The 21,832-nt window shown below is 74.8% G+C and carries 16 protein-coding genes; 5 read left to right on the forward strand and 11 right to left on the reverse strand.

Annotation, left to right across the window (positions count from 1 at the left end; all coding sequences use genetic code 11):
* Positions 1–29 precede the first annotated feature (29 nt).
* The 3 genes from ACIOD1_RS21965 to ACIOD1_RS21975 all read right to left on the reverse strand — a co-directional run bounded on the left by ACIOD1_RS21965 (position 30) and on the right by ACIOD1_RS21975 (position 6,067).
* The gene (locus ACIOD1_RS21965) at positions 30–1,247 is read right to left on the reverse strand and encodes an SWIM zinc finger family protein (protein ID WP_401904048.1); all 1,218 of its coding nucleotides are present in this window, start codon (positions 1,245–1,247) and stop codon (positions 30–32) included.
* Positions 1,244–4,081, reverse strand: coding sequence for an SNF2-related protein (locus ACIOD1_RS21970; protein WP_401904051.1), 2,838 nt, complete (start codon positions 4,079–4,081; stop codon positions 1,244–1,246). The genes ACIOD1_RS21965 and ACIOD1_RS21970 overlap by 4 nt, the downstream gene beginning before the upstream one ends.
* A gap of 633 nt (positions 4,082–4,714) precedes the next feature.
* A complete protein-coding gene (locus tag ACIOD1_RS21975) occupies positions 4,715–6,067 on the reverse strand; it encodes a helix-turn-helix domain-containing protein (protein ID WP_401904053.1) in 1,353 nt (450 codons plus the stop codon).
* Positions 6,068–6,313: 246 nt separating this feature from the next.
* Here ACIOD1_RS21975 and ACIOD1_RS21980 point away from each other — a divergent pair, with 246 nt between their 5' ends.
* Positions 6,314–6,931, forward strand: coding sequence for a hypothetical protein (locus ACIOD1_RS21980; RefSeq protein ID WP_401904055.1), 618 nt, complete (start codon positions 6,314–6,316; stop codon positions 6,929–6,931).
* 79 nt (positions 6,932–7,010) lie between these two features.
* Positions 7,011–7,274: a DUF6343 family protein gene (locus ACIOD1_RS21985; RefSeq protein ID WP_365624446.1), complete on the forward strand. Its 264-nt coding sequence runs from the start codon at positions 7,011–7,013 to the stop codon at positions 7,272–7,274.
* A 40-nt stretch (positions 7,275–7,314) separates the two neighbouring features.
* Here ACIOD1_RS21985 and ACIOD1_RS21990 read toward each other — a convergent pair whose 3' ends face one another.
* The 4 genes from ACIOD1_RS21990 to rpsA form a co-directional block, all read right to left on the reverse strand.
* Positions 7,315–7,668: a tetratricopeptide repeat protein gene (locus tag ACIOD1_RS21990; protein ID WP_365624812.1), complete on the reverse strand. Its 354-nt coding sequence runs from the start codon at positions 7,666–7,668 to the stop codon at positions 7,315–7,317.
* Positions 7,669–7,809: 141 nt separating this feature from the next.
* Entirely contained in the window at positions 7,810–8,463 is a 654-nt protein-coding gene (gene coaE, locus ACIOD1_RS21995; protein WP_401904057.1) for a dephospho-CoA kinase, read from the reverse strand.
* 61 nt (positions 8,464–8,524) lie between these two features.
* Complete coding sequence (locus tag ACIOD1_RS22000) at positions 8,525–9,463, reverse strand: PAC2 family protein (RefSeq protein WP_365624452.1); 939 nt, start codon at positions 9,461–9,463, stop codon at positions 8,525–8,527.
* Between the two features lie 221 nt (positions 9,464–9,684).
* On the reverse strand, positions 9,685–11,214 hold the full coding sequence (gene rpsA, locus ACIOD1_RS22005; RefSeq protein WP_365624455.1) for a 30S ribosomal protein S1: 1,530 nt from the start codon (positions 11,212–11,214) through the stop codon (positions 9,685–9,687).
* A gap of 427 nt (positions 11,215–11,641) precedes the next feature.
* On the opposite strand from rpsA, the gene ACIOD1_RS22010 reads away from it, so the two are divergent.
* Positions 11,642–12,499, forward strand: a complete 858-nt coding sequence (locus ACIOD1_RS22010) for a class I SAM-dependent methyltransferase (protein WP_365624458.1) — start codon at positions 11,642–11,644, stop codon at positions 12,497–12,499.
* 4 nt (positions 12,500–12,503) lie between these two features.
* A complete protein-coding gene (hrpB, locus tag ACIOD1_RS22015) occupies positions 12,504–15,023 on the forward strand; it encodes an ATP-dependent helicase HrpB (protein ID WP_401904060.1) in 2,520 nt (839 codons plus the stop codon).
* Here hrpB and ACIOD1_RS22020 read toward each other — a convergent pair.
* From ACIOD1_RS22020 to ACIOD1_RS22030, 3 genes are all read right to left on the reverse strand, one after another.
* Complete coding sequence (locus tag ACIOD1_RS22020) at positions 15,013–16,017, reverse strand: DUF3068 domain-containing protein (RefSeq protein WP_401904062.1); 1,005 nt, start codon at positions 16,015–16,017, stop codon at positions 15,013–15,015. The two genes, hrpB and ACIOD1_RS22020, sit on opposite strands and share 11 nt — an antisense overlap.
* A gap of 13 nt (positions 16,018–16,030) precedes the next feature.
* Positions 16,031–16,171 (reverse strand): SPW_0924 family protein, encoded by a 141-nt coding sequence (locus ACIOD1_RS22025; protein ID WP_365624467.1) that lies wholly within the window; start codon positions 16,169–16,171, stop codon positions 16,031–16,033.
* Positions 16,172–16,662: 491 nt separating this feature from the next.
* On the reverse strand, positions 16,663–17,937 hold the full coding sequence (locus ACIOD1_RS22030; protein ID WP_401904065.1) for a lytic transglycosylase domain-containing protein: 1,275 nt from the start codon (positions 17,935–17,937) through the stop codon (positions 16,663–16,665).
* Between the two features lie 145 nt (positions 17,938–18,082).
* Here ACIOD1_RS22030 and ACIOD1_RS22035 point away from each other — a divergent pair, with 145 nt between their 5' ends.
* The gene (locus ACIOD1_RS22035; protein WP_401904067.1) at positions 18,083–18,940 is read left to right on the forward strand and encodes a DUF4184 family protein; all 858 of its coding nucleotides are present in this window, start codon (positions 18,083–18,085) and stop codon (positions 18,938–18,940) included.
* A gap of 31 nt (positions 18,941–18,971) precedes the next feature.
* Here the strand turns inward: ACIOD1_RS22035 and polA are convergent, their stop codons facing one another.
* Positions 18,972–21,692, reverse strand: a complete 2,721-nt coding sequence (gene polA / locus ACIOD1_RS22040; RefSeq protein WP_365624476.1) for a DNA polymerase I — start codon at positions 21,690–21,692, stop codon at positions 18,972–18,974.
* Between the last annotated feature and the right edge of the window lie 140 nt (positions 21,693–21,832).

Genomic DNA, 21,832 nt, shown 5'->3' on the forward strand with positions numbered 1-21,832 from the left:
GGCCCCCGGCCCGGCGGCCGTCGGGCCCCTCAGGACTCCGCGTGGCGCAGGAGCGCCGTGACCGCGTCCGGGGAGGGGGGCGTGGTGGGCCACCAGTCCTCCTCCTCCGGGCGCGATTCGTAGGCGTACCAGAGGCCCTCGCGGCTCAGACGGAGCTGACGGGTGCGGGACGTGAGGCGGTTGCGGTCCGGGCGGAACGTGCCCTGGCCCGCCGCGAGGAGGGCCGGACGGGCCCGGTCGAAGGGGCCCGCCGGGGGGTCCCACGGCTCCTCCAGCACGGTGAGGGCGGGCAGGCCGCCCTGCCGCCAGGCCGCCGCGGCGCGGGCCAGGGCGGTGGTGCTGCGGCCGGTGGCCCGGGACAGGTCCCGGTACAGGGTCCGGGCCGCGCCGGTGAGCCCCGCCGTCGGGTGTGCGGAGGCCAGCCGGACGGCGTCCTGCCACAGGGTGAGGTCCCCCGTCGGGTCGACGCCCGTGGCCAGCAGGCCCAGGGCGCGGGCGGCCGCGTCGGTGGCGAGCTGGTCCAGCGCGAGCGGGTCCGGCGCCGCCGGGTCCTCCGGGTACGCGGGCGGCAGGCCCACCACGTCCGGCACCGCGAGCGGGGCGGGCAGCGGGGGCAGCACCGTACGGGCCACCGCGGCGCGGGCCGGCACCCCGGGGAAGTCCGGTGCGGTGTCGGGCTGTTCGCGGGCGGCGTGGGCGGCGTTGCGGCGGGTCAGCTCGTCGAGCAGCTCCCGCTCGCCCCGGCCGCGCAGGAGCAACAGGACGAAGGGATCACTGTCGAGGAGCCTGGCCGCCCGGTAGCAGAGGGCCGCGGCGTGCTTGCAGGGCGGCCTGGCCGGGTCCGGGCAGGAGCAGCGGGCGGTCGGCTCTCCCGCACCGGGCAGGACGGTGTCCGCCAGGGACTGCGGGACCTCCCGCTCCAGCAGCGCCCCGAGGGCCGCCGGATCCGCCGCCACCGCCTCCAGCACCTCGTCCCACTCGGCGTCGGTGAAGGCGGCGAGGGACAGCTCGGTGCGGTAGGGGCGGGCCCGGCTGCCGCGGACGTACGCCACGATCCGCCCCGGGGTGACGGTGACCGCGTCGACGTGGCCCTCGGCGGCGTACGTCCGGCCGCGCGCGAGCCGGGCCGGATCGTGGGCGCGCCGCTCCAGCGCGGCCACCCAGGCCCGACCCCACCAGGTCACGGCCTCCACCCCGGCGGGCACGGTCTCGAAGGTGCGGCGGCGGTCCTCGCGCGCGGTGATCACGCGGGCCCCCGCAGGGAGACGAGGTCGGCCAGCTGGCGGTCGGTCAGCTCGGTCAGGGCGGCCTCGCCGGATCCCAGCACCGCGTCCGCCAAGGCCCGCTTGGCCTCCAGCAGTTCGGCGATGCGGTCTTCGACGGTGCCCTCGGCGACGATGCGGTGGACCTGGACGGGTTGGGTCTGGCCGATGCGGTAGGCGCGGTCGGTGGCCTGTTCCTCGACGGCGGGGTTCCACCAGCGGTCGTAGTGGACGACGTGGCCGGCGCGGGTGAGGTTGAGGCCGGTTCCGGCGGCTTTGAGGGAGAGCAGGAAGACGGGGACCTCGCCGGATTGGAAGCGGTCGACGAGTTCCTCGCGGCGCGGCACCGGCGTCCCGCCGTGCAGGAGTTGGTGGGAGATTCCCCGCTCGCGCAGGTGCCGTTCGATGATCCGGGCCATGGTCACGTACTGGGTGAAGATCAGGACGGAGCCGCCCTCCGCGAGGATCGTGTCGAGGAGCTCGTCGAGGAGGGCGAGCTTGCCCGAGCGGTGCGGGATCCGGGGCGGATCCTCCTTCAGGTACTGCGCCGGGTGGTTGCAGATCTGCTTGAGCGAGGCCAGCAATTTCATGATCATGCCGCGCCGTTCGATGCCCTCGCTCGCCTCGATGACGGCCATCGCCTCCTCCACCGCCGCCTGGTAGAGCGAGGCCTGCTCCCGGGTGAGGGACACCGGGTGGTCGGTCTCGGTCTTGGGCGGAAGTTCGGGGGCGATCCCGGGGTCGGACTTCTTGCGACGCAACAGGAACGGCCGTACGAGCGCGGCCAGACGGGCCACCGCGGCCTCGTTGCCCCCGTCCTCCTCCTGCTGGTGCTCCACCGGTCGGGCGTGGCGGGCCCGGAAGGTCGTCAGCGGGCCGAGGAGGCCGGGGGTGGTCCAGTCGAGGAGGGCCCAGAGTTCGGAGAGGTTGTTCTCGACGGGGGTGCCGGTGAGGGCGACGCGGGCGGGTGTGGGGATGGTGCGGAGGGCTTTGGCGGTGGAGGAGCGGGGGTTCTTGACGTGTTGGGCCTCGTCGGCGACGACCATGCCCCAGGCGTGGGTGGCGAGGTGGGGGGCGGTGGCGCGCATGGTGGCGTAGGTGGTGAGGACGAATCCGCCGGGCGGGAGGTCGTCGAGGGTGCGGCCGGCGCCGTGGAAACGGCGTACGGGGGTGGCGGGGGCGAATTTCTCGATTTCGCGTTGCCAGTTGCCCAGGAGGGAGGCGGGGCAGACGACGAGGGTGGGTTCGGGGCGGTCGCGGTGGAGGTGGAGGGCGATGAGGGTGACGGTCTTGCCCAAACCCATGTCGTCGGCGAGGCAGCCGCCGAGGCCCAGGGAGGTCATCAGGTCGAGCCAGGCCAGTCCCCGCAGTTGATAGTCCCGCAGGGTCGCCTTCAGCGCGGCGGGCGCCGCGATCGGCTCGGGATCCCCCGCCAACCGGTCCCGCAACCGCGCCAACGAACCCACCGGGACCGCGGGCACCGGCTCCCCGTCCACGTCGGCCGAACCGGTGAGCACGGCCGTCAGCGCGTCCACCGGGTCCAGCAGGCCCAGTTCCCGCTTGCGGGCCTTGCGCACGAGCGCCGGATCGACCCGGACCCACTGGTCGCGCAGCCGCACCACGGGCCGGTGCGCCTGGGCGAGGGAGTCCATCTCCCCCGGGGTGAGCCGGTCCCCGCCGAGGGCCAGCTCCCAGGAGAAGGCGAACAGGGAGGCCGCGTCGAAGAAGGCGGTGCCGTCGGTGGCGGAGCCGGGCGCGGTGGACCGTACGACGGCGGTCGCGGACAACGTACGGGCCAACTCGCGCGGCCAGTGGACCGGAACCCCGGCCGCGGCGAGGCGGGTGGCGGCGACGCCGAGGAGGTCCTCCAGCTCCGGGTCCGAGAGCGCCAGGGAGTCGGGCGCCGGCTGGTCCAGGAGCCGCAGCAGCGGCGGCCACACCCGGGCGGCCCGGCGCAGCGCGAGCACGGCGTCGATCCGGGCGCGGGGGCCGAAACCGGCGGCGGACGCCCCGGCCCACAGCGTCCCGGCATCGGTCACCAGGGTCGGGTCGGCGAGGCTGTGCACCTGCACGACGGCGGCTCCGGCGCGGCGGACGTCCTGCGGCTCCGGCTCGTCGAACAGGGCGAAGGAGGACAGGTCGAGCCGCAGCGAGATCCCCACCCCGGTGTCCGCGCCGGCCGCGACCTGGGCGGCCCACTCCTGTATCCCGGGCACCCGCTGCGGCTCCCGGGCGGCGAAGGGGGCGCCGGAGGCGAAGGGCGCGGCCGCGGTGCGCGGCAGGGTGTCGGCGACGGCGTCGAGAAAGGCCCGGACCAGGGCCTCCGGTTCGGGCAGCGTCAGCGGACGGCGCCCGGACAGGGGGACGGCGTACCCCTCGTACGGCAGGGCGGCGGCGACGGCGCGCAGGTGCCCCAGGTCCTCGGCGTCGAGCGGACCGGCCCGCCAGGCGTCGATCCCCTCGGGGGTGAGGCCCGGCAGCAGGCGGCCCCGGGCGGCGAGGGACAGCGCCTGGACGGCGGCGGTGCCCCAGGCTCGGGCGGCGGGGTGCGCGGCGGCGGCGCGGGCGGCCCGCACCAGCACGGGCAGGGCCTCGGCGACGCCCAGGGTCACGGCGGGAACGGTGCGCGTGCGGACGCCCTCGCCGTGGGGCCGGACCACGGAGAGGGTGTGCGGCGTCCCGGCTTCGGGCAGGGCCTCTCCCCCGGGCGCCCAGAACGCGATCCGGCCCTCTCGGGGCACGGCGGCGGGGAGGAACACGGCGGCGCGGCCGAGCAACGGCTCCGGCCCGGACGCGTACGCCGGTGGTCGCGTGGCCACGGTGTCCTCCCTCCCTCGTCGCGGCCCCGCCCGGTCATGGCACGGCCTGTGCGGCCGAGTCTAGAGGGGGCCACCGACAAGGGCGGCTGACCTGCACGTTCACCGCCGCGCGCGGTACGGCCGGGCGGGCGTGCGGGCCGCGCAGGCGTGCAGGCCGCGCAGGCGTGCAGGCCGTGCAGGCGTGCAGGCCGTGCAGGCGTGCAGGCGTGCAGGCGTGCGAGCCGTGCAGGCGTGCGAGCCGTGCAGGCGTGCGAGCCGTGCAGGCGTGCAGGCCGTGCAGGCGTGCGAGCCGTGCAGGCGTGCAGGCCGTGCAGGCGTGCGAGCCGTGCAGGCGTGCGGGCCGTACCGGCCGTGCAGGCGTGCGAGCCGTGCAGGCGTGCAGGCGTGCGAGCCGTGCAGGCGTGCGAGCCGTGCAGGCGTGCAGGCCGTGCAGGCGTGCGAGCCGTGCAGGCGTGCGAGCCGTGCAGGCGTGCGGGCCGTACCGGCCGTGCAGGCGTGCAGGCCGTACCGGCCGAGCAGGCCGTACCGGCCGAGCAGGCTGTGCAGGCCGGTGCAGGCTGTGCAGGCCGGTGCAGGCCGGTGCAGGCCGGTGCAGGCCGGTGCAGGCCGGTGCAGGCCGTGCGGGCCGCGCGGTCAGCGGGTCCAGCGGCCCAGCTCGGTCGCGAACCCGTACGCGGGCCGGCCCCCCGAGGCGCTGACCCGCCAGGGCCGGCCCCCGTCGTCGAGGCGCAGGGTGCCGGAGCCCCCGGGCCCGCTCCAGCGCAGGTCGAGGTACCAGTCGCAGTCGCAGCCCGTCGTCGCCGCCTCCACCCGGAGCACGACCGGCTCCGCCGCCGAGACCCGCATCGGGAACGTCGGAGCGGGCAGCGGCTCCCCGGCGTCATTGCCCGCCACTCCGCGGGCCAGCGGCCTCGGCGCGTCCAGGTTGACCGCGAAGGTGGCGGGGGTGAGGGCGCCGCCGCAGCCCTGGGACATCCGGTACACGTTCCAGGCCGGCGGGGTCCGTCGGGCGGCGACCCGTACCTCCAGCCCCTCCAGCACCACCGCCCCCTCCCCCTTGCCGTGCAGGGTGACCTCCACGATCTGGGTCCCGGCGTGCACCGCCCGCTGGGCCCGCGCCCAGCCGAGGGCGTCCGCCTGCACGGGCGGCGCGGGCACCGCCGCCGGGGCCCGGTCGGTGAGGTAGGCGTGGTCGCAGCCCGAGGCCCACACGTGCGACCGCACGGCCACGCCCAGGGGCGCGACCCCGGCGGGCGGCGCGGGGGAACCGCCCGAACCGGGAGCCGGACCGCTCGCCGCGCCGCTCGGGGCCCCGTCGGTGGCGGCGCCGGCGTCCGGCGCGGCGGACGGGGACGCCCCGGAGCCGCCCGTGGCCCCGGCCGAGGCGGTCCCGGGCGACTCGGTCCCGGCCCCCGAGGGGGCGGCTGACCCCGCCCGGGACGGGGACCCGGGCGCGCTGCCCGTGGGTCCCGCCGACGCCGCGACCGCGGGCGACCCGTCGCGCCCCCGCTCCGGGGCCGCGACGGCCAGCGCGGCCACCACCGCCCCGGCGACCACCCCGGACACCGCCAGGGCGAGCACCCGCCGCCGCAACCTCCCGTACCGCACCGCCGGCACCACCACCGGCGCCCGCTCGGACGACGGCTCCTCGGACGACGCGGACGCGGACGGCGCGGGCGGAGCGGGCGGCTCCACGGCTGCGGCCCCCACCCCCGTCGCCGTCCCCGCCCTGCGTCGCGCGTCCGCCAACAGCCAGGCCCGGTGCAGTTCCACCGCCTCCTCGCGCTCCGCCCCGCAGGCCCGCGCGAAGCGGTCCACCACCGCGAACTCCGCGGGCACCGCCTCCCCCTTGCAGTACCGGTGCAGCGTCGACGTGCTGGTGTGCAGCCGCCGCGCCAACGCCCCGTAGCTCAGCCCGGCACGTTCCTTCAGCTCCCGCATCAGCCGCGCGAACCGCTCCGCCTCGACCGACCGTTCCGTCCCCACCGACCGTTCCCCCTCGCCCACCTTGTCCCCCCGTCCCGTGACCGCGTTCCACCCCGGGGGTGTTCCCCCAGGTGACCGCGTGTACGGCCGTTCCAGTGTCCCGATTCCGCCACGCCCTGTCGTCCCACGGCCCCCTCCGGGTAAGGCTGTTCACACATCGCTCCACACCTCACGACGCACCACGCACCACGCACCACGCACAGCACCGCACCGCACCACGACCGCATCTCGTACGGGGAGAACACCGTGTTCCGAACCACCCGCACCTCGGCCCTCGCCACCGCCCTCCTGGCGGCGGCCGCCGCGCTCACCCTCACCACCTCGACCACCGCCTCGGCCGCCGTGACCGCACCCGGGTTCCTGAAGGGCACCGACCTGCCGCCGCACCCGTCCTCCGCCTGGTTCCAGGGCCCGGTCACCAAGGGCCTGCCCGAGACCACGCCGTTCTGCCTGGAGGGAGTGCTCCCGAAGACCGGGAGTTGGCACCGCACCTTCGGAACGGACCTCGACACCGGCGCGGTGCAGGTCTCCGTGCGGACCGCGTCGGACGCCGAGGCGGGCAGTCTCGCCTCCGCCCTGGAGCGAAAGGTCGCCGCCTGCGCCGCCGACTGGCTGCGCCGGACTCCGGGCGGCACCGCCTCCTGGCAGGACTACGGGAAGCTGAGCGTCGAGGAGGGCGCGCACGTCTACGGCGTGGACACCTCCGTCCCGGATTCCGAGCCGGGCGTGCACCTGTACGGGATCGGGCGGGACGGGGCCACCGTCACCGTCGTGAAGTGGGGGCAGATGGGTCACCTGACCGACGCCCCGGTGCCCGCCTTCAAGAAGACCACCGTCACGGCCGTGAACAAGCTCAACCCGTGACCCCATGACGCGGCGCGCCCCCCGGTGGGACCATGGGAGGGGGTCCCACCGGGGGGCGTAGTACGAGGCGGCGATGGCCATGCGTACCGGAAACGAGCCGGTGACCGCCCGCAGCCCGCTGCGGCTGCGGTTCTGGCTGAGTCTGTGGGGGTTGATCTGGGCCGCCGCCGGGGCGGTCGCCTTCTCCCTCGTCGGCCGGCCCGGATGGGCGGCGGCCTGCGCGGTGGTGGTCCTGCTGGCCGGTGCGGACCTGTTCGTCGTCGTCCGGCACATGCGGCAGGGCCCGCACTACCAGCCGGGCCGCGACGTGCCCCCGTACGAGCCTCCGCGCGCGTCCCGCTGAGGACGCGGCCGGCGCCCCGGTCCGGGCCGGCCCGCCCGGATCAGTCCTCGAAGCGCGCGGCCGCCAGGTAGTCGGGCCGGGGGTCCAGGGCGGCGGCCAGCCGGAAGTGGCGGCGGGCCTGCTCGCGCCGGCCGGAGCGTTCGTAGGTGCGGCCCAGCGCGAAGTGGGCGAAGGCGTTGTCCGGTTCCCGCTCCAGGACCAGCTCGAACTCCAGCTCCGCCGGCCGCAGCTGGGCCGCCGCGAAGAAGGCCCGGGCCCGCAGCAGCCGGGCGGAGGTGTTCTCGGGGTGGGCGGCTATGACGGAGTCGAGGAGCCTGACCGCCCCGCGCGGGTCCCGGGCCTCCAACAGTCGCTCGGCGGCCCGGTAGTCGATCACGTGGGTCTCCGGGCTCACCGACCGGCGCGACCCGGAGGACGCCCCGGAGGACGACGGGTCCCCGGAGGCGGAGGAGTCGGGCGGCGGCGGGGGCGTGGTGTCGGACACGGTGTGATTCCTTCCCTCTACGGGCGCGTTCAACGCGCGACCGCGCGCGCCCTATTCCGCCGGGGACGCTTCCGCGGAGCCCTTCGGGTCCCCCTCCGGGGACGCTTGGGCCGCGGCGCGGGCGACGAGTTCCTCCCAGACCTTGCGGACCTGCGGTTCCAGGGCCTCCAGCGGCCCGTCGTTGTCGATCACGATCGTGGCGACGGCCAGCCGCTGTTCCCGCTCGGCCTGCGCCGCCATCCGCGCCCGCGCCTCGTCCTCCGTCATCCCGCGCCGGCCGGTCAGTCGGGCCAGCTGGGTCTCGGGGGCGGCGTCCACCACGACGACGAGGTCGTAGAGGGCCGCGAGGCCGTTCTCCGCGAGGAGGGGCACGTCGTGCACCACGATCGCGTCGGGGCCCGCGGCGGCCTCCAGCTCGGCGGAGCGGGCACCGACCAGCGGGTGCACGATCGCGTTCAGGGTCCGCAGCTTCGCCGGGTCGGAGAAGACGAGCGCCCCCAGGCCCGGCCGGTCGAGCTGCCCGTCGGAGGTCAGTACGGAGCCGCCGAAGGCCTCCACCACGGCGGCGAGCCCGGGCGTACCGGGCTCCACGACCTCCCGCGCGATGCGGTCGGCGTCCACCACGACCGCCCCGTACCCCGCCAGCAACCGCGAGACCTCGCTCTTGCCGGCACCGATTCCGCCTGTCAGGCCCACTTTCAGCATGCTCGGCAGCCTAGACCCCGACCCCCGGGCCGCATCAGCCCCCCGGGGGCCCGGGACGGGATCAGCCCTCGCCCTCGCGCTCCGCGAGGAACCGCTCGAATTCGCGGCCGATCTCGTCGGCCGAGGGGATCTCGGCGGGTTCGGCGATCATGTTGCCCCGGGTCTCGGCCCCGGCGGCGGCGTCGTACTGGTGCTCCAGCCCCTGGACCAGGCTGACGAGTTCCTCGTCGCCCTCGCGGATCTGGCGGTCGATCTCCGTCTGGGTCCGGTGGGCCTCGGTCCGCAGGGCGTGCGCCACGGCCGGCAGGACCAGCCCGGTGGCCGCGGTGATCGCCTCCAGGGCGGTCAGGGCCGCGTCCGGGTACGGGGAGCGGGCGATGTAGTGCGGGACGTGCGCGGCGACGCCGAGGACGTCGTGCCCGGACTGGCCGAGGCGGAACTCGACCAGAGATTCGGCGCTGCCGGGGACCTGTGCCTCGTCGAAGGGGCTGCGGTGGCCGGGCATGAGGTCCGTCCGGTTGCCGTGCGGGGTGATGCCGACGGGTCGGGTGTGCGGGACGCCCATGGGGATGCCGTGGAAGTTGACGGACAGGCGGACGCCGAGCCGCTCGACGATCTGCCGGACGGCAACGGCGAAGCGCTCCCACTCCACGTCCGGCTCGGGGCCGGAGAGCAGCAGGAAGGGGGCGCCGGTGGCGTCCTGGACGAGCCGGACCTCCAGCAGGGGCTCCTCGAACTCGGTCCAGTGGTCGCGCTGGAAGGTCAGCAGCGGGCGCCGGGCCCGGTAGTCCACGAGGCGGTCCGCGTCGAAGCGGGCCACGACCTGGTGGGGCAGCGTGTCGAGGACGCGCTCGACGATCTGCTCGCCGGCCTCGCCCGCGTCGATGTACCCCTCGAAGTGGTAGAGCATGACCAACCCGGCCGAGTCCTGGGCGAGCGCCAGGTCGGCCACCGCCAGGCCCTTGGCATCCCATTCGTACAGACCCTGTGGATCAAGCAACGTCACCACTCCTCCCTCGCCGCGCGGTCCCTGCCAAGAACGTCCAAGGGGGCGACGTCATTCCCCAGTTGACGGCATTCACGGGAAATCGACCCCTGGGAGCCTCCGTCCGGTGGGCGAGCCGGCTCCCCGGGCACACGAAGAGGCCCGCCCCCCGAAGGGGACGGGCCTCGTCTAACGGCTCAGCTCACGCCGTGGCGTGGAGCGTCGTCGTGCTGCGATCAGCTCTGGCCGCCGGCCAGCTTCTCGCGGAGCGCGGCGAGGGCCTCGTCGGACGCCAGGGCGCCAGAGGTCTCGTCCGCACCCTCGGAGGAGTACGAACCTCCGGAGATGCTGCCGCCGCCCGCGCCGCCACCGGTGTTGCCACTGGCGACCGGGGCAGCAGCGCCCTCGGCGGCAGCGGCCTCGTCGGCCTCGCGGCTCTTGATGACCTGGGCCTGGTGCTGCTCGAAGCGGACCTGCGCCTCGGCGTACTGGCGCTCCCACGTCTCGCGCTGGGTGTCGAAGCCCTCGAGCCAGTCGTTGGTCTCGGGGTCGAAGCCCTCGGGGTAGATGTAGTTGCCCTGGTCGTCGTACGAGGCAGCCATGCCGTACAGCGTCGGGTCGAACTCGACCGAGGCCGGGTCGGCACCGAAGGACTCGTTGGCCTGCTTCAGGGACAGCGAGATCCGGCGACGCTCAAGGTCGATGTCGATGACCTTGACGAAGATCTCGTCGTTGACCTGGACGACCTGCTCCGGGATCTCCACGTGGCGCTCGGCCAGCTCGGAGATGTGGACCAGACCCTCGATGCCCTCGTCCACGCGGACGAACGCACCGAACGGAACCAGCTTGGTGACCTTACCCGGGACGACCTGGCCGATCTGGTGGGTCCGGGCGAACTGCTGCCACGGGTCTTCCTGCGTCGCCTTCAGCGACAGGGAGACACGCTCGCGGTCCATGTCGACGTCGAGAACCTCGACGGTGACTTCCTGACCGACCTCGACGACCTCGGACGGGTGGTCGATGTGCTTCCAGGACAGCTCGGAGACGTGCACGAGACCGTCGACGCCACCCAGGTCCACGAAGGCACCGAAGTTGACGATCGAGGAAACGACGCCGGAGCGGACCTGACCCTTCTGCAGGGTGGTGAGGAACGTCTGGCGAACCTCGGACTGGGTCTGCTCAAGCCAGGCGCGGCGGGACAGGACCACGTTGTTGCGGTTCTTGTCCAGCTCGATGATCTTCGCCTCGAGCTCCTTGCCCACGTAGGGCTGGAGGTCGCGGACGCGACGCATCTCGACGAGGGAGGCCGGCAGGAAGCCACGGAGGCCGATGTCGAGGATGAGACCACCCTTGACGACCTCGATGACGGTACCGGTGACGATGCCGTCTTCTTCCTTGATCTTCTCGATCGTGCCCCAGGCGCGCTCGTACTGTGCGCGCTTCTTGGACAGGATCAGGCGGCCTTCCTTGTCCTCCTTCTGGAGGACCAGGGCCTCGATCTCGTCGCCGACCTTGACGACCTCGTTCGGGTCGACGTCGTGCTTGATCGAGAGCTCGCGGCTCGGGATCACGCCCTCCGTCTTGTAACCGATGTCGAGGAGAACCTCGTCCCGGTCCACCTTGACGATGACGCCATCGACGATGTCGCCGTCGTTGAAGTACTTGATCGTCGCGTCGATGGCCGCGAGGAACGCGTCCGCGTCGCCGATGTCGTTGACCGCTACCTGCGGAGGGGTGGTGGCGGTGGTCTCGGTGCTGCTCGTCATGTGGGAAAGGGCTCCGGTTACGGACAGAAAGTCGTAGGTACTGCTACGCCGGGAGCCCTTATCGGCATCTGCCGAAGCCGGACAGCCAAGGAAGCCCGGATCCGCGAATGCGGCAGGGCCTCGAAAACCGAGGGGACATCGACAGAAGCAAGCGCAGCCTGCTAGGTCTGAGGAGCACAGGCTCGCAGCGCAACTTGTAGCATACGGGGGCAGCCGGACAGGGTCAATGCGCGAAGGTGCACACCACGGGCAGATCACCGCACAACCGGCACAATTCGCGGGCACAGACGCCCCGATGGCCCTTTCGGTCCACTTCACGACCGAGGCCGGCCGCGCACCGCGACGCACGGCCACACCCGTGGCCATACACCATGACCGGAACGCACCACGCCGCTCCAGCCATCCGCAGACTACGACGACGGGCCCCATGAACCAAGAGGACTACGCCCACGAAGACGCGTACGAGGCGCCGATTCCCGCCGGGAACGACGCCGACGACGCCGACGCCACCCGGCGTGACGCCGGGGAAGCGGAGAGCAGCCGGGCCAGCCGCGGCTGGTGGGACCGCAACGCCGACGACTACCAGAGCGAACACGGCGCCTTCCTCGGCGACGACCGCTTCGTGTGGGGCCCCGAGGGCCTCGACGAGGAGCAGGCCGGGCTGCTGGGCCCGGCGGACTCCCTCAAGGGCAAGGACGTCCTGGAGATCGGCGCCGGCGCCGCCCAGTGCTCGCGCTGGCTCGCCGCGCGCGGGGCCCGGCCGGTGGCCCTGGACCTCTCCCACCGCCAGCTCCAGCACGCCCTGCGCATCGGCGACGAGGTCCCGCTGGTGGAGGCCGACGCCGGACGCCTGCCCTTCCGCGACGCCTCCTTCGACCTGGCCTGTTCCGCCTACGGCGCCGTCCCCTTCGTCGCCGACCCGGTCAACGTGATGCGGGAGGTGCGCCGCGTACTGCGCCCCGGCGGGCGCTGGGTCTTCTCCGTCACCCACCCCATCCGTTGGGCCTTCCCCGACGAGGCGGGCCCCGAGGGGCTGTCCGTCGCCGCCTCCTACTTCGACCGGACCCCGTACGTGGAGCAGGACGAGGAGGGCAACGCCGTCTACGTGGAACACCACCGCACCCTGGGCGACCGGGTCCGGGACGTGGTCGCGGGCGGGTTCCGCCTGGTGGACCTCGTCGAGCCGGAGTGGCCCGCCTGGAACGACCAGGAGTGGGGCGGCTGGTCCCCGTTGCGCGGCAACCTGATCCCGGGCACCGCGATCTTCGTGTGCGAGAGGGACTGATCCCTTGATCCGCACCGCCGCCCTCGAAGCCCTGCCCGTCCGCGAAGCCGTGCCCGCGCTCGTCGCCGCCCTGGAGTCCCGGGGCGCGGCCGTGCTGTGCGCGCCGCCCGGGACCGGGAAGACCACGCTGGTGCCGTTGGTGCTGGCGGGGCTCGTGGGCTCCGGTGGGCGGCGCCGGGTGGTCGTCGCCGAACCCCGCCGGATCGCCGCCCGGGCCGCCGCCCGACGGATGGCGTGGCTGCTGGGCGAACGGGTCGGCGCCTCGGTGGGCTTCACGGTGCGCGGGGAGCGGGTGACGGGCCCCGACACCCTGGTGGAGGTGGTCACGACCGGGGTGCTACTCCAGCGCCTCCAGCGGGACCAGGAGCTGGCGGGCGTGGACGTGGTGGTGCTGGACGAGTGCCACGAGCGCCACCTCGACGCCGACACCGTCGCCGCCTTCCTGCTGGACGTGCGCGCGACCCTGCGCCCGGAGCTGCGCCTGGTGGCCGCCTCGGCGACGACGGACGCGGCCGGCTGGGCCCGGCTGCTGTCGGGGGGCGGCGAGGACGCCCCGGTGGTGGAGGCGGCCGGCGTCTCCTACCCGGTGGAGACCGTGTGGGCGCCGCCGGCCCGCCCCGTGCGCCCGCCGCACGGGATGCGGGTCGATCCGGCGCAGCTCGCGCACGTGGCCTCGGTGGTGCGCCGGGCCCTGACGGAACGCACGGGCGACGTGCTGTGCTTCCTGCCCGGCGTCGGGGAGATCTCCCGGGTCGCCGGTCGGCTCTCCGGGATCGACGCGGAGGTCCTCCAGGTCCACGGCCGGGCCCCGCAGGCCGTGCAGGACGCGGCGCTGACCGCCGCCGACCACCGCCGGGTGATCCTCTCCACGGCGGTCGCCGAGTCCAGCCTGACCGTGCCGGGCGTACGGATCGTCGTGGACTCCGGACTGGCCCGCGAACCCCGTGTGGACCACGCCCGCGGCCTGGGCGCGCTCGCGACCGTACGGGCCTCCCGCGCGGCCGGCCGGCAGCGGGCCGGCCGGGCCGGACGCGAGGCGCCCGGGACGGTGTACCGCTGCTGGGAGCAGGCCGAGGACGCCCGGCTCCCCTCCTACCCCTCCCCCGAGATCCGGCTCGCGGACCTGGCGCAGTTCGCCCTCCAGGCCGCCTGCTGGGGCGACCCCGACGCCACCGGCCTCGCCCTGCTGGACCCGCCGCCCGCCGGGGCCATGGCCGCGGCCCGGGAGGTCCTCACCGCCGTCGGCGCGGTGGACGCCGCCGGGCGGCCCACCCCGCGCGGGCTGCGCACGGCCCGCCTGGGGGTGCACCCCCGGCTGGCACGGGCGCTGCTGGACGGGGCGCGGACCCTGGGGGTGCGGCGGGCCGCCGAGGTGGTGGCGCTGCTGTCGGAGGAGCCTCCCCGGGAGTACGGCGACGACCTGGCCGCCGCCTGGCGGGCGGCCCGGGCCGGCCGGGACGCGTACGGGGCCCGCTGGCGGGCGGAGGTCCGCCGACTGGAGCGGGCCGCCGGCGACGGGGAGCCCGCACGGACCGGACCCCCGCCCTCCGACGACGCCGCGGCCGCGCTGGTGGCCGCCCTGGCCTTTCCCGAGCGGGTCGCCAGGGCCCGGGGCGCGGGGGCGTTCCTCATGGCCTCCGGGACGGGGGCCGAGGTCGGCGACGGGTCGGTGCTGCGCGCCGCGCCCTGGCTGGCCGTGGCCGTCGCCGACCGGGCGCCGCACTCCGCGTCGGCCCGGGTCCGCCTGGGCGCGGTGCTCGACGAGGACACCGCCCGGACGGCCGCCGCGCACCTGTTGACCTCCGGGGACGAGGTGCGCTGGGAAGACGGCGACCTGGTGGCCCGCTCCGCCGAGCGGCTGGGGGCGATCGAGCTGGTGGCCCGGCCGCTGCGCGACCCGGCCCCGGCGCTGGTGCGCGCCGCCCTGCTGGACGGGTTGCGTGCGCAGGGCACGGGCCTGCTGCGCTGGTCCCCCGACGCGGTGGCGCTGCGGGCCCGCCTGGGCTTCCTGCACCGCACGCTGGGCGGCGCCTGGCCCGACGTGGCGCGGGACTCCGTCCTGGTGGAGCGGGCCGACGAATGGCTGGAGCCCGAGCTGTCCAGGGCCCGGCGCCGCTCCGACCTGGCCCGGATCGACGCCGGTCAGGCCCTGAACCGGCTCCTGCCGTGGGCGGGCGGGGAGGCCGGCCGGCTCGACGCGCTGGCCCCCGAGCGGATCGAGGTGCCCAGCGGCTCCCGGATCCGCGTCGACTACTCCGGGGAGCAGCCGGTGTTGGCGGTGAAGCTCCAGGAGCTGTTCGGGCTGGCCGAGACCCCTCGGGTGGCGGGGGTCCCGGTCCTGGTGCACCTGCTGTCGCCGGCGGGGCGGCCCGCCGCGGTCACCGCCGACCTGGCCTCCTTCTGGCGGGAGGGCTACCGATCGGTCCGGGCGGAGCTGCGCGGCCGTTACCCGAAGCACCCGTGGCCCGAGGACCCGGCGACCGCCGAGCCCACCCGGCACACCAACGCCCGCCTCAGGCGCTGAGCCCGTCCGGCTCCCGGTCGGGGTCCGCCCCGTCCCGGTCCTCCCCGCGTCGGCCGCGGGCCTCCAGCCACAGGGCGAGGCCGAGGAGGGCGAGACCGCCCAGGGCCAGGCCCGCCGGGGCGTAGGTGTGCAGCGCGAGGACCTTCGTACGGTTCGCGGCGACGAGGTCGCGGGTGTACTTCGCGTAGTCCTCCCGCATGGTGACGTGTCCGGCGAAGGCGGTGAGCTTGCCGTCGGGGGCGCCGGCCGCGATGCCGCCGCGCATCTCCTGCCGGATGTCCTGTTCGGCGTTGACGGGCGCGCCGGTGACGGGGTCCACCCAGAAGCGGGCCGTCACGGTGTACCAGAGGGTGGTGCCGGTGGTCTGCTCGATGGTCGCCGGGTCGATGCCCTCGATCGGCATCTTCTTGGGCATGGAGACCTTGGTCCACGGCACGGTCTGCTCGAAGTAGTAGACGTCCATGCCCTTGAAGGTGCGCGGTCCGAGGTAGTGGATCGGCGAGGAGGTGCGGGTCTGGGCGTCGAAGTAGAGGTAGTCGCGCGGCTCGGTGAAGAACGGCCACTTGAACTCGATGCCCTCGCGGCGGACCGGGTCCCCGTCGACCATCTCGCCGGTGGCGTGCACCGGGTCCTGGGTGTGGGCGTCGAAGATGTAGCGCTCGGGGATCCGGGAGACCATCTTGCCGTCGGGGCCCATGATGTAGGACAGGGTGTCCCAGACGACGACGTCCTTGCCCGCGTCGGCCTCGATCTCCTTCGACGCCTCGACGTTGCCCTTGAGGGTCTGGACGATGGTGACCTTGTCGACCTTCTTGGGCTGCATGCCGCCGGTGTAGTCGAGGAGCGTGGCGTCCTTCGCCTCCAACACCATCTCCTGGTACTGGTTCGGCGGGATCTTGGCGAGCCGCGGGTACGCGTACCAGCGCAGCAGTGGTGCGAGGGCCGCGCAGAACACGGCGAGGGCCAGCAGGACGAGGCTCGCTCTGCGTCGCATGGCCGGGCCTCCTCTACTTTCCGGGCGCGGGGGGCGCGGTGGTGAGCAGCGGCTTGGGCGAGGTCTTGCCGTCCGGCACCCCGACCGCCGTGATGGCGAGGACGAGGGCCAGCGCGGCGGCCAGCCCGAGGGCGGCGGCGACGAGTGCGCGCATGCCGGGGCCTCCGGAATCTGATGGGGAGTCAGGGACGGAGGCGCACCGTAGCAACGCGGAGGTGAGATGAGAACCGTCCGGGCGGCGGGCGTACGGGGCCGGCGGGCGACGGGGGCGTGTGCGCGCGCGCGCGGGGGCGACCGGGGGGGGCGGGCGGCGCGGGCCGGGGGCGACGGGGCCGTGCGCGTGAGCGTGCTGACGCGGAGGCGGGGCGCCGAGGCCGGGGCCGTGCTCGCGCGGGGGCCGGGCGCGCGGGGCCGGCGGGGGCGTGCGGATGCGTGTGCGCGTACGCGCGCGGGGGCGCGGGCGGCGCGGGCCGGGGCAACGGGGCCGTGCTCGCGCGGGGGCCGGGGGCCGGCCGCGGGGGCCGGGGCCGGGGGTTCGGGGGCCGGGCGTGCGGGGGGTGCGGGGTGCCCCGGTCCCGCCGGGCCGCGCCTCAAGTCCTGCTGCGCGCGGTGCCGGCGGGGTGGGGCGTCATGCCGGGAGGGTGATCAGCCGGCCTTCGTCGTACTCGGGGCGGTGCTGGGGAGCGGGGACGGGGTCGCCTTCGGCGAGGGCGCCGCGCTGCCCGAAGCGCCGCCCGTCGGCGTCGGCTTGGGGGTGGCCGTCGGGGTCGGAGTCGGCGTGGGGGTCGGCTTGGGCTCCGGGGTCGGAGTGGGCGTCGGGGTCGGGGTGGGCGTCGGCTTGGGATCCGGGGTCGGCGTCGGGGTCGGCGTGGGAGTCGGGGTCGGCTCCGGCGTGGGCGTCGGCGTCGGCGTCGGCGTCGGCGTCGGCGTCGGCGTCGGCTTGGGATCCGGGGTCGGCTTCGGGGTCGGCCTGCCGCCCGCCGGCTGACCCCCGGGCAGGGGCGCCCCCGTACCCGTACCGCCCGTACCGCCCGCGTCCGGGATCTCCTGCGCGCCCTGGAGGTAGTACGCGTACCAGGTCCGCACCGTGCGGAGGTACTCCCCGGACTGGTTGTAGGAGAGCACCGCCCGGTCCAGGTCGGCGCCCGCCCGCAGGTCACGGCTGCCCGCGCACAGGTAGCGGCCGGCGGCCAGGGCCGCATCGTGGACGTTGTTCGGGTTGCGCCGGCCGTCGCCGTCCGCGTCCTGGCCCCAGGCCGCCCAGGTGGACGGGATGAACTGCATGGGTCCGACCGCGCGGTCGTAACGGGCGTCGCCGTCGTACGCCCCGCCGTCCGTGTCGGAGATGTTCGCGAAGCCGTTGCCGTCGAGCACCGGGCCCAGGATCGGCCGCAGGGTGTTCCCGGCGGCGTCGAGACGCCCACCGCCCGCCTGCCCGGACTCGACCTTGCCTATCGCGGCCAGGAGTTGCCAGCGCAGCCCGCACCCGGGGTCGCTGCGCCCGATCTTCTCCTCGGCCCCCCGGTAGGCGGCGAGGACGCTCGCGGGTATCCCCTTCGCGCCCGCCGCCAGGGGTGCGGGGGCGGGTGCCACCGCCGGCACCACGGCGGGCGTCGGCGCGGGCTGCTCCGGTACGACCGGCTCCCCCGGGACCGCCCCCTCCGGGAGCAGCACGGCGGGCGGCTCGGGGCTCACCAGCGGCGGGAGTTCGGTGTAGTAGGAGGAGTCGCTCCCCGTGGAGCCGTTGCCTCCCGCCGCCGCGGCCGCCGCGGTCCCACCGGGTCCGTCCCCGGCCGCGAGCAGCCGGTCGCGCCCGCCCCCCGGGCCCTGCGAGGCCGTCACGGCCGCCGCCACGAGCGCCGAGACCAGGGCCGCGGTGGCGATCCTGCGCAGATCGCGTCCGAATGTGCGTGCCGCCATGACGGAACCCCTCCCCTAGACGTTCGCGTGACCATACGTCAACTCCCCGTAGAGGTGAGGGGGTGAGCATCGGAATTCACCACATCACCACGTACCCCGCAGCTCACGCATACTGTCCGAACCGCCGAGCACCCTGGAGAGCGCAGTGCCGTTCACCCTCAGCCACGCGGCCGCGGTCCTTCCGGCCCTCCGCCGGACCGGACGGGCCCGCGGACCGCTGGTCGCCTGCGCACTGGTCCTCGGCTCGTTCGCGCCGGACACCTTCTACTTCGGCGACGCGATCGTCGAAGGGGTCATGGGCTACGGCGCCTTCACGCACTCCCCGCTCGGCGTCCTCACCGCCGACGCCGCCCTGACGGCCGTCCTCGCCGCGTGCTGGCTCCTGCTGCGCGAGCCGCTGGTCGCCCTCCTGCCGTACGCCCGGCAGGGCCGCGTCCACCGCTTCCTGCGCGGGGAGGACTGGCGCGGGCGGCGACGGACCGCGCTCGCCCTCCGGTTCTACCTGTCCGCCGTCATCGGCTCGCTGACGCACGTGGTCTGGGACAGCTTCACGCACCTGGACCGCTGGGGAACGACCGCCCTCCCCTGGCTGGGCGAACCCCTCGCCCTCGGGCTTCCGCTCTACTCCTGGCTCCAGTACGGCACTTCGGCGGCGGCCGGCTACGCGCTGCTCTGGTTCACGGTGACCGGCCTGCGCCGGCTCCCGGCCACGCCCGCCCCGCCCACCGTGCCCCACCTCGGCCGCGCCGAACTCCTGGGCTCCCTCGCCCTGCTCGGCGGTTGCGCGGCGGTCGGCATCACCTTGCGGGTGGTCCGCTTCTTCACCTTCTTCGACGAGATCCGCACCCCGTTGGACATCATCCCCACCGTCTGCTTCGGAGCGGGCGGCGGCCTCGCGGTCGGACTCCTGCTGTACGGGGCGCTCGTGCGGCTGCGCCACCGCCCCGACCGGCACCTCCCCGACCGGGACCGCCCCACGCGAACGCCCGCCCCCAGCCGATAGCGGGGACGGGCGTCGGGGCGTGCCGGCCGGGTCAGTGCGCGGCGGACTCCCAGTCGCCGCCCACGCCCACGGACACGTCCAGCGCGGCCAGCAGCTCGACGGCGGCGCCCATCTCGCGCCGCAGCAGCTCCTCGACCCGCTCCCGCTCGCCGGGGGCGATCTCCAGCACGATTTCGTCGTGGACCTGGAGCAACATCCGCGAGGTCAGCCCGGCCCCGGTGAGGGCCGCGTCCACCCGCAGCATCGCCACCTTCACGATGTCGGCGGCCGTGCCCTGGATCGGGGCGTTCAGCGCCATCCGCTCCGCGGCCTCGCGGCGCTGACGGTTGTCGCTGTTGAGGTCCGGCAGGTAACGGCGGCGCCCGAAGACCGTCGCCGTGTACCCGGTGGCACGGGCCTCGTCCACCACGCGCTGGAGGTACTCGCGAACCCCACCGAACCGCTCGAAGAAGGTGTCCATCAGCCCGCGCGCCTCGGCGGGCTCGATGTTCAGCTGCTGGGCGAGACCGAACGCGGACAGCCCGTACGCCAGACCGTAGGACATCGCCTTGATCTTGCGGCGCATCTCGGCGTCGACCTGGGACCGCTCCACCCCGAACACCTGGGAGGCGACCGTGGTGTGCAGGTCCTCACCGGTCGCGAAGGCCTCGATCAGGCCCTCGTCCTCGGACAGGTGCGCCATGACGCGCAGCTCGATCTGGCTGTAGTCGGCCGTCATCAGCGACTCGTAGCCCTCGCCGACGACGAACCCGCGCCGGATGGCCCGGCCCTCGTCGGTGCGCACCGGCACGTTCTGCAGGTTGGGGTCGGTGGAGGACAGCCGGCCCGTCGCGGCGACGGTCTGGCTGAAGCTCGTGTGGACCCGGCCGTCGGGCGCGATCGACTTGACCAGGCCCTCGACGGTGACGCGGAGCTTGGCCTGTTCCCGGTGCCGCAGCATGATGACCGGCAGTTCGTGGTCGGTCTGCTTGGCCAGCCAGGCCAGCGCGTCGGCGTCCGTGGTGTAGCCGGTCTTCGTCTTCTTCGTCTTCGGCAGGTCCAGCTCGCCGAAGAACACCTCCTGGAGCTGCTTGGGCGAGCCGAGGTTGAACTCGTGACCCACCGCCGCGTGCGCCTCCTTCACCGCCTGCTGCACGGCTCCGGCGAACTGCTGCTCCATGCCTTCGAGGTGGTCCCGGTCGGCGGCGATGCCCGCCCGCTCCAGGCGGGCCAGCAGCTCGGAGGTCGGCAGCTCCATGTCGTGGAGCAGCTCGGCGGCTCCGACCTCGGCGAGCTTCGCCGTGAAGGCGTCGCCGAGGTCCAGGACGGCGCGGGCCTGCGCCATCAGCGCGCCGGCCTCGGCGGTCTCGTCCGCGCCGAACGCCAACTGCCCATCGGCGGCGGCGGGCGCCAGCTCCCGGTGCAGGTACTCGTTGGACAGTACGTCCAGGGCGAAGGACCGCCGGCCCGGCTTGACCAGGTAGGCGGCCAGCGCGGTGTCCATGGTGACCCCGGCCAACGTCCAGCCGTGCTCGGGCAGGACCCGCCACAGGCCCTTCGCGTGGTGCACGACCTTGGGCCGGGCCTCGTCGGCGGCCCACGCCGCGAAGGCCTTCTCGTCGGCCTCGTCCAGCGCGGACGGCTCGAACCACGCGGCCGTCCCGTCCGCCGCGGCCAGCGCGATCTCCGCGACGTTGCCCTGGCCCAGGGCCCAGGTGTCCACCGTGGACACCCCCAGCGGCGCACCGGCGCGCGCCTCCAGCCACGGGGCCAGCTCGCCGGCGCCCAGCACGGAGCCGTCCAGCTCCACCCCGGCGGCCGGCGCGGGCGGCGCCTCCTCGGCCGCGCCCGGGTCCACCGCGAGGAGCCGCTCGCGCAGCGAGGCGTTGCGGATCTCCAACACGTCCAGCACGCCGATCATGGCGGTCCGGTCGTACGGGGCCCGCTCCAGCTCGGTGGGGGTCTTGGGCAGCTCCACGTCCTTGACCATCTCGGTCAGGACCCGGTTGAGCTTGACGGCCTCCAGGTGGTCCCGGAAGTTCTGCCCGGCCTTGCCCTTGACCTCCTCGGCGCGCTCCACCAGCTCCGCGAACGACCCGAACTGGGTGATCCACTTGGCGGCGGTCTTCTCGCCCACCCCCGGAATGCCGGGCAGGTTGTCCGACGGGTCCCCGCGCAGCGCCGCGAAGTCCGGGTACTGCTGCGGGGTGAGCCCGTACTTCTCCTCGACCTTCGCCGGGGTGAACCGGGTCAGCTCGGAGACGCCCTTGGTCGGGTACAGCACGGTGGTGTGCTCGGACACCAGCTGGAAGGAGTCCCGGTCACCGGTGACGATCAGGACGTCGAAACCGGCGGCCTCGGCCTGGGTGGCCAGCGTCGCGATCACGTCGTCGGCCTCGAAGCCGTCGACCGCGAACCGCGGCACCTTCATCGTGTCGAGCAGCTCGCCGATCAGCTCGACCTGCCCCTTGAACTCGTCGGGGGTCTTGGAGCGGTTCGCCTTGTACTCGGGGAACTCCACCGAACGCCACGTCTTGCGCGAGACGTCGAACGCCACCGCGAAGTGCGTGGGCGCCTCGTCGCGCAGCGTGTTCGCCAGCATCGACGCGAAGCCGTACACGGCGTTCGTCGGCTGGCCCGACGCGGTGGTGAAGTTCTCCGCGGGCAGCGCGAAGAACGCCCGGTACGCCAGGGAGTGCCCGTCCATGAGCATCAGGCGGGGGCGGTCCGCTGCGGTCGTCTGGTCGGTCTTCTTCGATGCGTTCTCTGCCACGCCCCCGATCCTAGGCCGCCCCGCCGACAATTCCGGCGACGGCGATGTCCGCAGGGCGTGACAGGATCGGACGTGTAGGCGAATACCGTGCGGTCCGGCCACGCGGCCCGACGCACTCAGGAAGCTCGAAGGGGAGCGAC

This window comes from Streptomyces sp. NPDC088097 (assembly GCF_044741845.1).
Classification (GTDB): Bacteria; Actinomycetota; Actinomycetes; order Streptomycetales; family Streptomycetaceae; genus Streptomyces.

What these genes read in the sequence shown, in the direction of transcription:
- ACIOD1_RS21985 (WP_365624446.1), top strand. Translation starts at nt 7,011, where the DNA reads ATGCGTACCGGAAACGAGCCGGTGACCGCCCGCAGCCCGCTGCGGCTG.
- coaE (WP_401904057.1), bottom strand. Translation starts at nt 8,463, where the DNA reads ATGCTGAAAGTGGGCCTGACAGGCGGAATCGGTGCCGGCAAGAGCGAG.
- rpsA (WP_365624455.1), bottom strand. Translation starts at nt 11,214, where the DNA reads ATGACGAGCAGCACCGAGACCACCGCCACCACCCCTCCGCAGGTAGCG.
- ACIOD1_RS22010 (WP_365624458.1), top strand. Translation starts at nt 11,642, where the DNA reads ATGAACCAAGAGGACTACGCCCACGAAGACGCGTACGAGGCGCCGATT.
- ACIOD1_RS22020 (WP_401904062.1), bottom strand. Translation starts at nt 16,017, where the DNA reads ATGCGACGCAGAGCGAGCCTCGTCCTGCTGGCCCTCGCCGTGTTCTGC.
- ACIOD1_RS22025 (WP_365624467.1), bottom strand. Translation starts at nt 16,171, where the DNA reads ATGCGCGCACTCGTCGCCGCCGCCCTCGGGCTGGCCGCCGCGCTGGCC.
- ACIOD1_RS22030 (WP_401904065.1), bottom strand. Translation starts at nt 17,937, where the DNA reads ATGGCGGCACGCACATTCGGACGCGATCTGCGCAGGATCGCCACCGCG.